Annotated in this window: 14 protein-coding genes; 8 read left to right on the top strand and 6 right to left on the bottom strand. The window is 44.0% G+C overall.

From position 1 onward, the window contains the following. Nucleotides 1-202 precede the first annotated feature (202 nt). From AB4375_RS08820 to AB4375_RS08805, 4 genes are all read left to right on the top strand, one after another. On the top strand, nucleotides 203-1,408 hold the full coding sequence (locus tag AB4375_RS08820) for an iron-containing alcohol dehydrogenase (protein WP_372051353.1): 1,206 nt from the start codon (nucleotides 203-205) through the stop codon (nucleotides 1,406-1,408). Nucleotides 1,409-1,602: 194 nt separating this feature from the next. Beyond that, the gene (locus AB4375_RS08815; protein ID WP_372051352.1) at nucleotides 1,603-2,034 is read left to right on the top strand and encodes a tetratricopeptide repeat protein; all 432 of its coding nucleotides are present in this window, start codon (nucleotides 1,603-1,605) and stop codon (nucleotides 2,032-2,034) included. A gap of 93 nt (nucleotides 2,035-2,127) precedes the next feature. Continuing rightward, nucleotides 2,128-3,873, top strand: a complete 1,746-nt coding sequence (locus AB4375_RS08810) for an arylsulfatase (protein ID WP_372051351.1) — start codon at nucleotides 2,128-2,130, stop codon at nucleotides 3,871-3,873. A 118-nt stretch (nucleotides 3,874-3,991) separates the two neighbouring features. Continuing rightward, a complete protein-coding gene (locus AB4375_RS08805; RefSeq protein ID WP_372051350.1) occupies nucleotides 3,992-5,239 on the top strand; it encodes an anaerobic sulfatase maturase in 1,248 nt (415 codons plus the stop codon). A 105-nt stretch (nucleotides 5,240-5,344) separates the two neighbouring features. Here the strand turns inward: AB4375_RS08805 and AB4375_RS08800 are convergent, their stop codons facing one another. After that, nucleotides 5,345-5,935: a TetR/AcrR family transcriptional regulator gene (locus tag AB4375_RS08800; protein ID WP_102458015.1), complete on the bottom strand. Its 591-nt coding sequence runs from the start codon at nucleotides 5,933-5,935 to the stop codon at nucleotides 5,345-5,347. A gap of 320 nt (nucleotides 5,936-6,255) precedes the next feature. Between AB4375_RS08800 and AB4375_RS08795 the strand changes: the two genes are divergently transcribed. Continuing rightward, on the top strand, nucleotides 6,256-6,912 hold the full coding sequence (locus tag AB4375_RS08795) for a QnrS family quinolone resistance pentapeptide repeat protein (protein WP_017070122.1): 657 nt from the start codon (nucleotides 6,256-6,258) through the stop codon (nucleotides 6,910-6,912). A 162-nt stretch (nucleotides 6,913-7,074) separates the two neighbouring features. Here the strand turns inward: AB4375_RS08795 and AB4375_RS08790 are convergent, their stop codons facing one another. Beyond that, on the bottom strand, nucleotides 7,075-7,290 hold the full coding sequence (locus AB4375_RS08790; RefSeq protein ID WP_372051348.1) for a hypothetical protein: 216 nt from the start codon (nucleotides 7,288-7,290) through the stop codon (nucleotides 7,075-7,077). Nucleotides 7,291-7,738: 448 nt separating this feature from the next. Between AB4375_RS08790 and AB4375_RS08785 the strand changes: the two genes are divergently transcribed. Further along, nucleotides 7,739-7,999 carry a DUF5062 family protein gene (locus tag AB4375_RS08785; protein WP_017061084.1) on the top strand — a complete coding sequence of 87 codons (261 nt, stop codon included), beginning with the start codon at nucleotides 7,739-7,741 and terminating at the stop codon, nucleotides 7,997-7,999. A gap of 92 nt (nucleotides 8,000-8,091) precedes the next feature. Beyond that, nucleotides 8,092-8,286 (top strand): hypothetical protein, encoded by a 195-nt coding sequence (locus AB4375_RS08780; RefSeq protein ID WP_136973848.1) that lies wholly within the window; start codon nucleotides 8,092-8,094, stop codon nucleotides 8,284-8,286. On the opposite strand, the gene AB4375_RS08775 is transcribed toward AB4375_RS08780, so the two are convergent. Further along, on the bottom strand, nucleotides 8,283-8,849 hold the full coding sequence (locus tag AB4375_RS08775; RefSeq protein WP_017068135.1) for a sugar O-acetyltransferase: 567 nt from the start codon (nucleotides 8,847-8,849) through the stop codon (nucleotides 8,283-8,285). The two genes, AB4375_RS08780 and AB4375_RS08775, sit on opposite strands and share 4 nt — an antisense overlap. 152 nt (nucleotides 8,850-9,001) lie before the next feature. Then, the gene (gene add, locus AB4375_RS08770) at nucleotides 9,002-10,000 is read right to left on the bottom strand and encodes an adenosine deaminase (protein ID WP_017061091.1); all 999 of its coding nucleotides are present in this window, start codon (nucleotides 9,998-10,000) and stop codon (nucleotides 9,002-9,004) included. 126 nt (nucleotides 10,001-10,126) lie between these two features. On the opposite strand from add, the gene AB4375_RS08765 reads away from it, so the two are divergent. Further along, the gene (locus AB4375_RS08765; RefSeq protein ID WP_017061092.1) at nucleotides 10,127-11,074 is read left to right on the top strand and encodes a LysR family transcriptional regulator; all 948 of its coding nucleotides are present in this window, start codon (nucleotides 10,127-10,129) and stop codon (nucleotides 11,072-11,074) included. A gap of 287 nt (nucleotides 11,075-11,361) precedes the next feature. On the opposite strand, the gene AB4375_RS08760 is transcribed toward AB4375_RS08765, so the two are convergent. Next, the gene (locus AB4375_RS08760; protein WP_017057786.1) at nucleotides 11,362-11,742 is read right to left on the bottom strand and encodes a hypothetical protein; all 381 of its coding nucleotides are present in this window, start codon (nucleotides 11,740-11,742) and stop codon (nucleotides 11,362-11,364) included. Between the two features lie 64 nt (nucleotides 11,743-11,806). Beyond that, nucleotides 11,807-13,855, bottom strand: coding sequence for a glycoside hydrolase family 3 N-terminal domain-containing protein (locus tag AB4375_RS08755; RefSeq protein ID WP_372051347.1), 2,049 nt, complete (start codon nucleotides 13,853-13,855; stop codon nucleotides 11,807-11,809). Between the last annotated feature and the right edge of the window lie 239 nt (nucleotides 13,856-14,094).

Raw genomic sequence — 14,094 nt, 5'->3', positions numbered from 1 at the left:
TGACTTACTCAGGGTGAGTCAATAACACTTCTATAATGATCAATAGCTTACTTATGATTACAGCCCGCATTTGCGGGCTTTTTTCGTTTTGGGGCAATGATCCATAAAGATCTTAATTGACATATCTTTGACATTTACACTCTAGACCGACCGGTTTGTTTTGGTTATTGTTTAGTCATCAACTAGAAATGAGGTAAACACCATGACAACCAATAATTTTAACTTTCAACTTAAAACCATTGTTCATGCTCAAGAGAACGGCATTGAAAATATCCCTTCTCTGTTTGGTCGCTTAGGTGCGCAAAGAGTCGTGCTCTTTTCTGATAAAGGTTTGGAGTCTCTTGGCTTTGTTGAGCAGTTCTCGGCGTTGTTTGTAAACCAGAGTGCGAATCAGGAAGCGAACCAACAAGCGGTTCAGCTTGTTGGCGTGTACACCGATATCGCGCCAGACGCGACTTGCGACAACATCAACGCAGCCATTGAGTTTGCAAACAGCGTCAATGCTGATGCGATCTTGTCTGTTGGCGGCGGCAGCGTGATTGATGCTTCTAAAGGTGTGAAATACGCATTTCATAAGAAGATAGATGACATTCGCACCGTAATTGCAGGTGGTGGTCATATGGATGTGTGGCCAAACAATGAAGATATTCGAGTGCCCCACATTGCTGTTCCGACAACGGCTGGTACGGGCGCAGAAGCCTCTCCGATTGCTGTTTTTTACAACGAACATGAAAACATTAAGGCAAGCCTAGTCGCATCGGGATTGGAAGCTGATATCGCGATTCTTGATCCAACGGTGACCACTAAGCTGCCAGCTCACCTGACTCGTTCTACCGCCATGGATGCACTAACACACGCTGTTGAAGCAATTGTCTCGCCAATGAGTAATGCATTCACCGACGCTTACGGGATTCAGGCGGCAAAACTGATTGTTGAAAACTTACCCTTGGCACTTAAAGAGCCAGAGAACCTAACAGCGCGCGGCAATCTTCTTCAAGCAAGTACCATGGCGATCTCTGCTTTCTATTCGTCTTTGGGCGGCATTCCGATTCATAACTGTGCTCACGCCTTTGGTGCGATTAGCCACATTCCACATGGCGATGCCAACACGGTGCTGATACCGGTTGTGATTGAAGCGCTGCCGGAATTTTATATGCCGAATGCGGCGAAGTTAGCTCAAGCTTTCTCTGTCGACACGACGGGAACCGATGAGATGATCTACCAACGAGTTTTGGATTTTTTAAACAACTTCCAAACGAGTGTTGGTGCGATGAAGCGTTTCAGCAGCTGGGAGTTTGATGAGCAAGAGAAGAGCAACATTGCAGAAGCGATTGAAAAAGACATCTGCTTTCAGTTCTACCCTATCTCGAAACAGACGATTGAAACCATCATTGAGAAAGCGATTTAAGTCTCTGTCTTAATCGACTGAATCTTATGACCATTTAGTTCAGTCCCTGATTCACTTACAACTATTACTCGAGAGCCAATTATGAAAATTGAAAACGTATTGCTATCAAGCTTGTGCATCATCGCGCCATTCCTACTTTTCACCTAATTCATTCGACAGGGACGTTGTGACCTTTATTCCCGAGGAGGAAATAAATGATCAATAAACGTTTAACTACCGTGATTCTGACTGGTGTTTTGGCTGCTCTGTTTTTTGCCAAAGCAAGCGTTGGAAGCGAAAGCTCTAAGAACGCAGCCACCATGGATCAATCGCAGCAGTATCAAGATGTCGTGCAATTGTTGGATGAGGCTTACCAAGGGCAATTGGATGCCCAGCTCTCTGTCGCTTACTTATATCTGAGTGGAGAAGGCGTAGAACAGAATGACGAAAAAGCAGCGGAGTGGTTCGTCACCGCAGCCAACAACGGTAGCCCTGAAGCTCAAACGCAGCTTGGGTTGATGTATATCTCTGGAAGTGGCGTTCAAGCCAGCCAAGCGGAAGCTGTCACCTGGATCGGCATGGCAGCAGCTCAAGAGTATGACCCTGCGCTCGACTTATTACATTGGATGTCGCAAGCCGCGCACTAATTCAAATCCTAACTCAGGTTACTCACAGAAAAAGTTACTCGCAGAAAAGTTAATTACTGAAACAAGTTAATCACAGAAATTGGAGAACGTCTTATGCAGACATTCAAGAAATCTTTAGTCTTCACTGCAATGGCTGCGGCAAGCAGTGCTGCTCTTGCGGCTGAATCAGAAAAACCGAATATTGTTGTTATTGTTGGCGATGATGTAGGCTTTGCCGATACTCAGCCTTATGGCTCAGAAGCCAATACACCAAACCTAATGGCGCTGGCTGAAGAGGGGGTTAAGTTTACTAACTTTCATGCGTCACCAACCTCATCGGTAACGCGCTCTATGATGTTAACCGGAGCAAATAGCCACGAGGTTGGGCTAGGCACCTTCGACTATGCTGTCTATCCGGGTGCGATTGGCAAGCCGGGTTATGAAGGTTACCTCACCAAGAAAGGGGTTACGGTCGCAACGCTGCTTAAAGAGAGTGGTTATAACACTTACCTCTCTGGGAAATGGCACTTGGGGCACGACGATGGTTTCTTACCTGACGATCGAGGTTTTGAAGAGAGTTACGGTATCTTAGCGGGCGGCTCGAATCATTTTAATCGAGATATGATGTTCCCGGCCAAAAATGCCGCGACAGCGGATGCGCTGCAAAAAGGCGATATTCCCGGCGTCGAAGTTGAGCCAACTTACCGTAACGGTGAAGTGGTTGAGGACAAGTACAAAGGCGAGTACTCAGACCAAGTTTACACCAACGAGATCATCAAGATGATCGACAGCAAAAAAGACGACGGTAAGCCTTTCTTCGCTTACGTCCCATTCACCGGTATTCACCTGCCATTGCAAGCGCCTGAGTCTGCTTATCAAGATAAAGTCGATTACTACGTTGAACATGGTTGGGACTCGGTTCGAGAAGATCGTTTCCAACGTATGAAAGAGATGGGTGTGATTCCAAAAGACGCCGATATTTCAGATCGTAACGCATTAAGCCGACCTTGGGACTCGCTCTCTGAGAAAGAACAAAAGTGGTACGGCAAGAAAATGGCTGTCGCGATGGGCATGATGCAAATGCAGGACCAACAAGTCGGCCAGATAGTCGATTACCTGAAAGAAATCGGCGAATATGACAATACCTACATTATGTATCTAGCGGATAACGGCCCAGAAGCGGCGGATATTACCGGTGAAAATATCAGTGATTTGATCCGAACATGGACTGCTCATCATTTCGACAACTCGACGGAAAACCTAGGGAAAGCCAACTCCAGCGTTTCATTGGGTCCTGAGTGGGCAAGCGCTTCAACCGGTGGCCTATCTTGGTACAAAGCTTACACAGCAGAGGGCGGTATCCGTGTGCCATTTATCGTTAAGCCAGCCAAAGCGCTTTTAGAAGGTGAAGATGCGTTACAGCCGGGAACTCAAACAGATGACTTATCCCAAGTGAAAGACATTGCAGCCACGATTCTTGAAATTGCAGAGGTAGAGCATCCAGGAACGGAATATCAAGGTCGAGAAGTGGCGCCGATGAGTGGTGTGAGCTTGTTGCCTTACTTCAAAGGTGAAACGGCAGAGGTGCACAGTGCCGATAATGCGATTCCATTTGAATTGTTTGGTAGCGGGATTTTGCTAAAAGGTGATTACAAGATCATTCGAATCTCTACGGGAATGGGTGGCGACAGTGAGTGGCACTTATACAACACCAAGAAAGACCCAGCCGAGCAACATGACTTGAGAAATGAAATGCCAGATCTGTTCCTTGAAATGGTCGCTGAATATCAAGAGTACGAAAAAGCGCAAAACATCGTCCCGGTTGACGAAGCGTGGAACCCGTTTGAAAACGTGAAATAGAGGAAAAAATCACTCGGCCAACCTAATGCCATCAAGCTTGGTTGGCCGATGAACACCGTATAAAGGAATTACGAATTGTTTTGGCTAATACAATAACTTTTACATCGAGGCACTCTTCATGACGACATTATCGCTATCAAATTTGAGTTCAGTTCCGCAGTTCAATGGCAAAGCACACTGCAAACTTCAGGCGTTAGCAAAACCGATTGGGGCGGTGTGTAATATCAGTTGCACCTACTGTTATTATTTAGAAAAACAACAGCTGCTTGATTACCCAAAAGGCTCTCAATATACGATGGATGAAGTTCTATTAGAGCGTTATATCAAGCAGTACATAGAAGGGCAGAATACGCCTGAAATCATCTTTTCTTGGCATGGTGGAGAACCTACTTTGTTGGGGCTTGAGTACTTTCAAAAGGTCGTCGAGCTGCAGAAAAAATATTGTCCTAGCTACAGTAAGATCAGCAATGACCTTCAAACCAACGGCACGTTACTGAATGATGCGTGGTGTGAGTTCTTCAAGAACAATGACTTTATCATTGGCGTGAGTATTGATGGACCAGAGCACCTACATAATCACTACCGAACTAACCGTGCAGGCAAAGGCACTTTTTCTCAAACAATGCGTGGCATTCGCTACTTGAAACAACATAACGTCGAGTTCGCGACTCTAAGCTGCGTGAATGATGTGACAGGTAAGTATCCATTAGAGGTCTATCGCTTTCTACGCGATGAAGTGGGTTCGAAGCAATTGCAGTTTATTCCTGTCGTCGATAAGCGCGAAGCTCACACCAACAATAAATGGTTGAGCAACCAACAAGCGATCATTCCCGTATCAGGCGAGGTTGAACCGTGGAGTGTCGGCTCTGCGCAATGGGGACAATTCCTCACTACCGTTTTTGATGAGTGGTTTGAACACGATTTTGGTCGAGTGTTAGTGCCGTACTTTGAAAATTTTGTCGGTGTATGGATGGGCAGAGAAAGCACCATGTGCACGCTGAGTGAGATCTGTGGCAAAGGGTTAGCGGTTGAGCCCAATGGCGATGTGTACTCATGTGACCATTTTGTATTTCCTGAATTTCAGTTAGGTAATATTCAGGAACAAGCACTTTCATCTTTAGCCTTTTCGTCAAAGCAGCAGCGTTTTGGGTTCGCCAAACAGAAGTCTCTGCCGAAACAATGCCAAGCCTGTGAGTTTAAATTTGCATGCCATGGCGAGTGCCCCAAAAACCGCATCATCAAAAGCCGCGATGGTGAGGCAGGGTTAAATTATCTCTGTGAAGGATGGCTGAGCTTCTTCAAGCATATCGACCCGGTTATTAAGGGCTTATTCAAAGCCAATAATATTGCGTCTCGTCTGGGGTAATGGAGTAGGCGTGAATGGATTCAATCAAGATTTAAGTTAGATAGAAGGCTCGCTAAATTGTGCGAGCCTCTTGGTATTTGGTATTTGGTATTTGGTAACGGGTATCTAGTCAGCCGATTCTTGGGCTGGGCTCATGGCGAGAAGAGTCTCTTCCATGGCATTGTTTAGAATCGAACGGTTACGCTGCATGGCGGCCATGAGCGTTGAGCCAAGCCATAAACCATAAAGCGTTCGAGATAGCGATTCGGGCTCTGCGATAGTGAAATCACCGGCCTCATTGCCTTCTTCAAACAGCTTTGCCATACGCAGGATTATCTTTTCTGCGCCTTCTGCCATGGTCGATTGCAACGGGTTTGCAGACCCAGATACTTCTCCCGCCAGTTTTACAACAAGACATTGGATATTGAAGTCTTCAGTCAGTTTCGACGCACACCAAAACTCGAAATAGGCTTTAACGCGGTCACGACGAGAAAGCGATTCATCACTTAAAAAGTCATCCAGCTTAGCGAGATGCTCATCAAAGTAGTTAGTAAGAAGGATCTCACCAAAGTGCTCTTTGGATTTAAAGTAGTGGTAAAAAGAACCCTTCGTGCCTTCCGCTTGGTTGATGATCTTCATCAGGCCAACACCAGCAAACCCGTGTTCATTAATAAGGCTAAATCCTGCATCGAGCATAGCTTGTCGCATGTCTTTCATTGTTCTTACTCTTTATGCTGAGAATGAGGAATAGTGTAACGAGCAACATACCAACCGTCCAGTCTAGCGCGTTAGGACGCGGTCAATAATTGACTCGTTTCGTCAAAGTAACTTTTTCTCTTATTGGCACTTCTAAGCGACAAAACTTTTTTCAAGATAAGCACATCCTATAAATCGAAAATAACAACCTTAAAGGGCCTGTTTGGTGCCTTAAAATGGCTAAATTTGGGTGTTTTAAGTTGCTGTTTTTGTTCGTTTTTAATTTGGTGTTTTCTTAAGATCGCAATGGTAGTCTTAGCTTAATTTCTTTAGGGGGCTAAATGGACACCAATAACAGCACTTATCATCACCACAATTTTGCTCAGCAAGACTTATCAGAGCTTACATTTACAGCCTGTACGTTTATCCGTTGTGATTTCAGACGTTCGAACTTACGTGATGCAACGTTTATTAACTGTAAGTTTATCGAACAAGGCGATATTGAGGGATGCCACTTCGATGTTGCAGATTTGCGTGATGCAAGTTTTCAGAACTGTCAGTTGGCGATGGCGAATTTTAGCAACGCGAATTGCTACGGTATTGAGTTACGTGATTGTGACCTGAAAGGGGCGAACTTTACTCGTGCTAACTTTGCCAACCAGGTAAGCAATAGAATGTATTTTTGCTCCGCGTATATTACGGGCTGTAACCTGTCATACGCCAACTTGGAGCAAGCTTGTTTAGAGAAGTGTGAGTTATTTGAAAACCGCTGGATAGGTACTTACCTTGGCGGAGCGTCACTGAAAGAGTCTGATCTCAGCCGAGGTGTGTTCTCGGAAGATGTATGGGGGCAATTTAGTATGCAAGGTGCTAATTTATGCCATGCTGAATTAGAAGGGTTAGATCCTCGCAAGGTAGACACATCGGGGATTAAAATCGTTGCTTGGCAACAAGAACAACTGCTTGAAAGTATGGGTATCGTAGTGATGCCAGATTGATAGCTGTAATTTCTAACTACAGGCTATTTGGAATATGTAAGAATTCGCTATAGAAGAAAAGCCCAAAGCTAATAACTTTGGGCTTTTCCGTATTTGGTAACCAGCATTTTATAATGAATTTTTAAAAAGAGAATGCTTGGTGATAGAGAACTGATTGGTTGATTAATGCATGCTTGAGCGCATTTTGTCGGCGAGCGCAAAGAAGACAAAAACGACGAAACAGACTAGAGCAGCACACAGTGAAGTTAAGATGGTTGTGGCGTCTTTTGAAATCAATGGAATGGTGATAGAAGCTAGCGCTATCAACATAACAAGGATATGAACAATTCGACCCGGAATTGGATTTTTATGACAGAATGAAGCCCAGAGGTAACGCATTTTCAACACCAGTATAAAATTAGTGGATTTATTCTATTTTCTTAGTGAGTATTTTGTAAATAACAATTGGTTACAATTGGTTGTAAATAAGATCTAAGTCGAATTAGTATTAAACCAGTTAAATAACAGCAGTTTATTGATCTTTTATTGAATTTTAACTTTCAAAATGAACATCATAATATTCCGTATTCTTTGGAATGCTAAGTCAAATATTATTCGAATTTTTGTTTTTTGACTTAAGATCTCATTTATTGAGTGTTCTGTTAAGAGACCGTTTGCGTACAGGTATTGGTGGCGTAACTATCAAGCGAATTAGAGTCATCCTAGAGCCTGTTATTCGTTTTATGTTATTTATCAAAGTGACTCCTCAAATTGAGAGCGAAGTAATCTTGTGAATTTTTCGGTTTGATATACTCAATATTCATTCGATAAAGATGATGGAGATGATATGTCGAAAACCGCGAAGATCATTAATGAAGATAAGCTGGTAAAAAAAGCAGTTGAAGTCGGTTTTAAGATGGCAAAGCTACAAGGTTTTGATTTACCAAATTCATCCCAACCGATAAAGGTTAAAGCGGTGTACTTGTTCCTGGTTGAAGTCAATCAGATCACACCGTTACCGGACGATAAGCTTGATGGCGCGAACATCAAGAAGCGTTTAGCACTCTGGCTTCATAAGGCACTGCCGGACAATGACCCGCTGAAGTAAACTTGTATTACCTCATTTTTTATATTTGAAACCTAGCGATTTTTCGCTGGGTTTTTTGCTTTATGGAGCAGTAAAATTTGAGGGTGTAGAAAATGAAAAGATACCCACCTAAGTCTATCGTTGCATTCTTGTTTTTGACTATATCAGCGCTGGTTTTAGTTGCGGCTGTCGTGCTTCAAATTCGCGGTGAACAAGTGTGCGATAAAACAACGCTGATAATTAGATTAAGAGCCATGCTATTGAAACATCGCTCTTTTTTAGATTTGGATACGCGCTTTCTTGTTTAATCGCGAGTTTGTTCGGCATTCAAATGCCGAATCAACTTGGCTGGAGTGCCGCCGTACAGGCAATCTGGTGGTACATCATTGTTAACCACTGAGTTCGCTGCGATAACAGAGCGAGCGCCAATCGTAACGCCTTGGTTGATGACTGAGTTTCCACCAATCCACACATCGTCTTCGACTGTGATAGGTAGGCAGAAAGTTTCCCACTTACGGCGGCTGAGATAATCCAGTGAGTGGGAGGCTGTGTAAAACTGGGCACTTGGCCCTATCAATACATTGTTACCAATCTTGATATTCGCGCCATCAAGCATCACCACGTTCATGTTGATAAAGGTGTCGTCACCGATCTCGATGGTTTTGCCAAACTCGCAATGAAAAGGAGGACGGACAACGCTGCTTCCTACTTTACCAAACAGATTAGCCTGAAGACTTGGCAGTTGAGTATCGTCTGAACATTGATTCAAGTCTGATAGCGCCTTGCTGGCGTGAGTGCGCATGTGGTCTACCTCATGGTCTGCGCCATCAAAAATCTCGCCGGACAGCATTTTCTCGAGTTCTGTTTTCATTGTTTGCATCCCATTCGTCAACATCGATATTAGAATACGGATAATTGGACATAAAAAAAGAGAAAAGCCTAAGCCTTTCTCTTCCTGTTTTGTACCTTTAAGCATTAATGCTAAGTGAGCCCAGCTATTCAGCAAAAGGCGCGCTTTACCAATTAGATTTGCTCAACGAAACCCATTAGGTGCTGTTTCACTTCGTCTGAAGCAAAAGCGCTCTCTACAGAGTACTTGTAGATCTCTGCGTAGTCTTCTTGTGTTAGACCGAACGTTTCACATACACGCTTCACTTCGTTAGTCATGGTTGTGTTCGACACAGTGCGGTTGTCTGTGTTGATCGTTACAACGATGCCGTCTTTCTTGAATTCAGCAATTGGGTGGTCGCTGAATTTGTGAATACATTTAGTTTGCACGTTACTTGTTGGGCAAGTTTCAAGCGCAACCTGCTTCTCTTTAACGATGTTGTACGCGTCTTCGTTACCTTGGATGTGGACACCGTGGCCGATACGCTCAGCGTCAAGCAGTGTGACTGCATCGTAAACGTTCTGACCATGCCATTGCTCACCTGCGTGAACCGTCACACGGTAGCCTTGTTCAATAGCGTATTGCGTGTACTCAGGGAATTCAGCGCAGAAGCCCGGCTTTTCACCGCCTGCAATATCAAACGCAACCACGCCTTTACCAAGGTATGGTTTACCAGCGTCGATTACATCTTTGATTGAGTCTTTCGGGAACATACGAAGTACAGACATGATGTAGTTGCCCTTAATGTCGTATTTCTCTTCTGCACGCTTCATGCCTTTAACCGCACTTGCGATGATTGCATCAAGAGACAAGCCCTTGTTTACGTGAAGAATCGGTGCAAAACGAACTTCTAGGTACTTAACGTTTTCTAGTGCTGCGTCTTCGTAAAGCTCAAAAGAGATACGCTCAATCGCTTCTTCCGTTTGCATCACTTGCAGTGGCAGGCTAAAGCAAGCTAGGTACTCATCAAGGTTTTTGCAATCTTCAGGCACTGTTAGAGACTTTACTACCGCTTCACGGTCTTCTGGAAGTTCGATTCCGTACTGTTTCGCCAGATCAATAATGGTGTCTGGACGAACACTTCCGTCTAGGTGGCAGTGCAGATCAATCTTAGGGAGTGCTAGAAAGTTCATGAGTATTCCTTAGGTCTATTATTTTTTGAGTTATTAACTCATAGGTTACATGGGCTTAAATTAACAAGTTTGTGATATGATTTAAAGTGACATAAAGTCATCATTAATCTGAATCTAAGGAATATCATGGTAGATGTTAAAAGCTTACTCAAATGTGATATGAATTTACTGCTGTGTTTACACGTGTTGCTTGAAGAGCGCAGCGTGAGCAAAACGGCAGAGCGATTGTTCCTTAGTCAGTCTGCGGTGAGTAAACAACTCACTAAGCTGCGTTCTTTGTTTGACGACCCTTTGTTTGAACGTGAGTCAAAAGGCCTGTTTCCAACACCGAAAGCCACCTCTTTAGCGCCTAAAATTCATCAAATCCTTCTGCAAGTTGAACAGCTAACCGTGCCGGACATTTTTGAGCCGAAAGACAGCGAACGTACTTTTAATATCGATCTTGTTGAAACCGCTTATACCGCGATTTACCCTAAATTTATGCCTAACGCGCTAGCAGATGCGCCGAACATTACGGTAAACAGCACTACTTGGAGCAGCGAAACCTTTAAGCGCTTACTAAAGCGTGAGGTCGATTTCGGGATTGGAATTTTTGAGCTCGATGAAAGGGCTAGCACCCACATTCAAAATATCCCTGCCGAGCTAAACCACGTCGAGTTGCTGCAAGATTACTCTGTGTGCTTGATGCGAAATGATCACCCAGTACTTCAAGAAGAGTGGAATCTGCAAGCCTTCCTTAAATACCGTCATATTCAGTTGGTGACCGGTGGCGTTGGCGACTGGTTGCTACTGGAAATCTTGCAAGCCAAACAGCTTCAAATTAACAAAGCCGCCAACGTGTCGGACATCACCAGCGCAGTAAAGCTGTGCAAACAAAGCGATTTGCTGATGTGTTATCCGTACAACTCGGTTCGTGACTATATTGAGAGTGGCGAACTGGTGATGAAGCCGATTCCTATTGAGTTGGTTCCCGGTGGTTTGTTTTTGCTTTGGCACCGTTACTTTGATTCTGAACCAAGCCACAAATGGCTTCGCGACCTCATAGTCAATAAGACCCAAGAACCTCAGCTGTAAACCGCGAGCTACGATGATCAAAACGGCGAAATAAGTTTTTTTAAATTTATTTCGTCTTTTTAGAATGAGCATTGTCTTATTACGGGTGCCAAATGCCCGCCAAGAATGAGATATCTAAATGAATCCAATGCCATCGATTCGTTGGTGTTGATTGATTAGTGCTTAATCCTGATGACAGACAGACAGACAGACAGACAGAAGTAAGGCCAACGTGTATACGCTGGCCTTTTTTATGGTTCTTCGCAGATTAGCGCCAAGTTGGATAAGCGACTCGGCTTGTTGTTACGTTATGCTGGAACCTTAAAACAAGAATCTTGATTGCTGTATTTTGGTACGAAGCACAATTTGTCTGCCGACATTTTTAAGCCGTTTTGCATCTGGATATGTGTTACCGCCCAAATCACGCAGCCATGAGGCAAATTGAATAGCGAGCGAGTTTGAGTGAACAACACGCCGTCATCATAGGCTGGTGTAATGTTCGTCGCTTTGCCTTGCCACGCCTTATGAGTGGTTTGCACATCAATATTTGGAACAATCAATGAGAGCATTTCTGGCTCAACGTCTTTTACGACTTTCAAGCAGATACGACACCCATCGTAGTATTGTTCTATCCAGATTTTATGTGGAATAGCGTGATCATCCCAACCCAGTTGTAAGATATGTTCCATGACTTTGTCCTTGGTATCTAAGAAGGAAAGGCAGTGCTCAACACTGCCTGAATTAGCTCAAATATTATTCGTAACTTAAACCATGTCCGAACGGGTAAAGGGTGTCGGCTTGATCATACCCAGGGTAGTCTGAGTCTTGGTTTTGAATGGCTTGGGCACTGTTCGCTAAAGCAAATGGCAGTTTTCCTTGAGGAGCAAAGTTGCCTGAAAGTACTTCCATTAGGTTGCTGTCCGAGACACCAAATGTGGCGATCACGGCACCGGCTTGCTTAAGATTACTTTGATCGTCTAGCACGAAGGGTTGTCTAAAGTTGATGGACAATACCGTTTTGTCAGCGCCCACTTCGTTCATAACGGCTTTAATGTCGCTTAGGCTTGGTTCAATATGCCAAGATGCAGCTGTAGCCATTTCACTGAACGCAAGAATATCGAGTTCATCTGGGTTCGCGCCACCAAAGATAAGATCAGGATCTGAGCCTTCGTTAGATACGCGAACACGAATAACCGCATAGTCCGTATCGGCTGGTACTGGTGGACGCGTTTCTCCCGCTTCGTAATCTCCAGAAGTCACGGTAAAGTTGTACTTGTCGTCTCCTGCAATGTTTTCGTCCATTCCCATGACATACAGAGCAACAGGATTTTGTGCGGTTGATTCAGCTAGAGGTAAAGTCTTATTGGTATTTTGAAGTAAGACGACAGACTTTTTCTGTGCGTAATCAGCGCGTTCTTGGTACTTCTCGTTGCCTAAAATCTCTTGGGCTTTTTTCTCATCAACGTAAGTGTTTTCGAAAAGGCCAAGCTTGAATTGTTCTTCAAGTAAGCGTGTGACTGATAGGTCGACACGCTCTTCGGTAAGCAGATCTTTTTCCACGAGTTTCACGATGACTTCTTTATCATGGAAACCTGAAAGAACATCGACTCCAGCTTCGACCGCCATGGCAACCTGCTCATCAATCGTTTTGTGTTCTACACCCCATGCTCGCTCACCAATAATGCCGGTATCTGAGTTCACGTTACCTGTGTAGCCCAATTCGTCTCTGAGAAGGTCGGTAACAATGCCTTTTGAGAAGGACATACCAACATCGTTTGGCATCCACTTTTGATCTACAGGGATGCCGTAGTAAGGCATGATTGAAGAAGCGCCAGCCTCAATCGCAGCAATAAACGGTTTTAGGTGGTAATCAAAATTGTTCTTTGGATAGACTTGGTTTTTACCGAAGTCATAATGTGGGTCACCACCGTTTTCTTGTGGACCGCCACCAGGGAAGTGTTTGATGGTTAGCGCGATACTGTCTTCGTTGACCTCACCGCCATCCTGCAACCCTTTGATAAGTGAGCGCATAATGTCAGACGCTAAATCTGCATCTTCGGTAAAGGTTTCGTGTACTCGGTACCAACGAGGTTCTGTCGCCAAATCCATCATGTATCCGTACATACTGCGTAGGCCAATTGAAGACCATTCTTCATTCATGATACCTGCAAATTCAGTGATTAAATCCATGTCGCGAGTGGCTGCTAAACCTGCCTCTTTAGGCCAAGCAGAAAAGGCACCTGAAGAAACGTTGATCCCTGCTTTAGCTGATGGATCTATGTGGTTACGAGCATTGGATTTGAATAGAGCGGGGATACCCATTCGCGTCTGTTCACGCAGTTCTTGAACACTATTCATGAACTGGGCAGCTTCTGTTGGGGTTATCTGACAACCTGAACGGCCTGAATCGCAATCAGGCGCATTGGTAGGTGTTTCAACTACGCTGTTACGGAAGATAAAGCGCGTCATTTGGGCATCGCCAATCATGTCTTGCCCTTTACTACTAACGAGCCCACCTTTGGACGAGTTTAAGGTGTCAATGAGCATCATGCCGGCTTTCTCATCTAGCGTCATTCGGCTAACCAAGTCTGCTGCTCGCTCTTCTGGAGATAATCGCCAGTCTTCAAAGGGTTCAAGTGTTCCATTGCCGTTAGAATCTCGGAATTGGTAACCTTCAACGTTCAATACATCATGAACACGAGAGTGAACTTGGGGTTGTTGGAAGTTATTGTCGCTATCAGATGAGTTGCATCCTGCAAGAAGCAACGCGATTGCTATAGGTGTCAGGGTAAGACGCTTCATGGTCACGATCCTATTGTTAGTATAATAATAAGTACATGACCAATTTTAATAATTAACGGGTTATTGGTTAACCAAAATAAATCAAACTAAAGATTTGGATCACCATATAAATTTAATTGGTGATTTAATTCAATTTAGTATTGGAAATATATTGACGAAGTTTAAATGATGTAAACTTAACTAGATTTAATTTTTTGATATCCAATTAATCCCCCATTTAATTAGTGATGTATTACTTC

It is taken from the genome of Vibrio sp. 10N.261.51.C6, assembly GCF_041471785.1.
GTDB lineage: Bacteria > Pseudomonadota > Gammaproteobacteria > Enterobacterales > Vibrionaceae > Vibrio > Vibrio crassostreae_C.
This window is presented reverse-complemented; position numbering and strand designations above follow the sequence as displayed.

Excerpts from the sequence above, each read along its gene's own strand:
- AB4375_RS08820 (WP_372051353.1), top strand. The coding sequence starts at position 203 with ATGACAACCAATAATTTTAACTTTCAACTTAAAACCATTGTTCATGCT.
- AB4375_RS08815 (WP_372051352.1), top strand. The coding sequence starts at position 1,603 with ATGATCAATAAACGTTTAACTACCGTGATTCTGACTGGTGTTTTGGCT.
- AB4375_RS08810 (WP_372051351.1), top strand. The coding sequence starts at position 2,128 with ATGCAGACATTCAAGAAATCTTTAGTCTTCACTGCAATGGCTGCGGCA.
- AB4375_RS08805 (WP_372051350.1), top strand. The coding sequence starts at position 3,992 with ATGACGACATTATCGCTATCAAATTTGAGTTCAGTTCCGCAGTTCAAT.
- AB4375_RS08800 (WP_102458015.1), bottom strand. The coding sequence starts at position 5,935 with ATGAAAGACATGCGACAAGCTATGCTCGATGCAGGATTTAGCCTTATT.
- AB4375_RS08795 (WP_017070122.1), top strand. The coding sequence starts at position 6,256 with ATGGACACCAATAACAGCACTTATCATCACCACAATTTTGCTCAGCAA.
- AB4375_RS08790 (WP_372051348.1), bottom strand. The coding sequence starts at position 7,290 with ATGCGTTACCTCTGGGCTTCATTCTGTCATAAAAATCCAATTCCGGGT.
- AB4375_RS08785 (WP_017061084.1), top strand. The coding sequence starts at position 7,739 with ATGTCGAAAACCGCGAAGATCATTAATGAAGATAAGCTGGTAAAAAAA.
- AB4375_RS08780 (WP_136973848.1), top strand. The coding sequence starts at position 8,092 with ATGAAAAGATACCCACCTAAGTCTATCGTTGCATTCTTGTTTTTGACT.
- AB4375_RS08775 (WP_017068135.1), bottom strand. The coding sequence starts at position 8,849 with ATGAAAACAGAACTCGAGAAAATGCTGTCCGGCGAGATTTTTGATGGC.
- add (WP_017061091.1), bottom strand. The coding sequence starts at position 10,000 with ATGAACTTTCTAGCACTCCCTAAGATTGATCTGCACTGCCACCTAGAC.
- AB4375_RS08765 (WP_017061092.1), top strand. The coding sequence starts at position 10,127 with ATGGTAGATGTTAAAAGCTTACTCAAATGTGATATGAATTTACTGCTG.
- AB4375_RS08760 (WP_017057786.1), bottom strand. The coding sequence starts at position 11,742 with ATGGAACATATCTTACAACTGGGTTGGGATGATCACGCTATTCCACAT.
- AB4375_RS08755 (WP_372051347.1), bottom strand. The coding sequence starts at position 13,855 with ATGAAGCGTCTTACCCTGACACCTATAGCAATCGCGTTGCTTCTTGCA.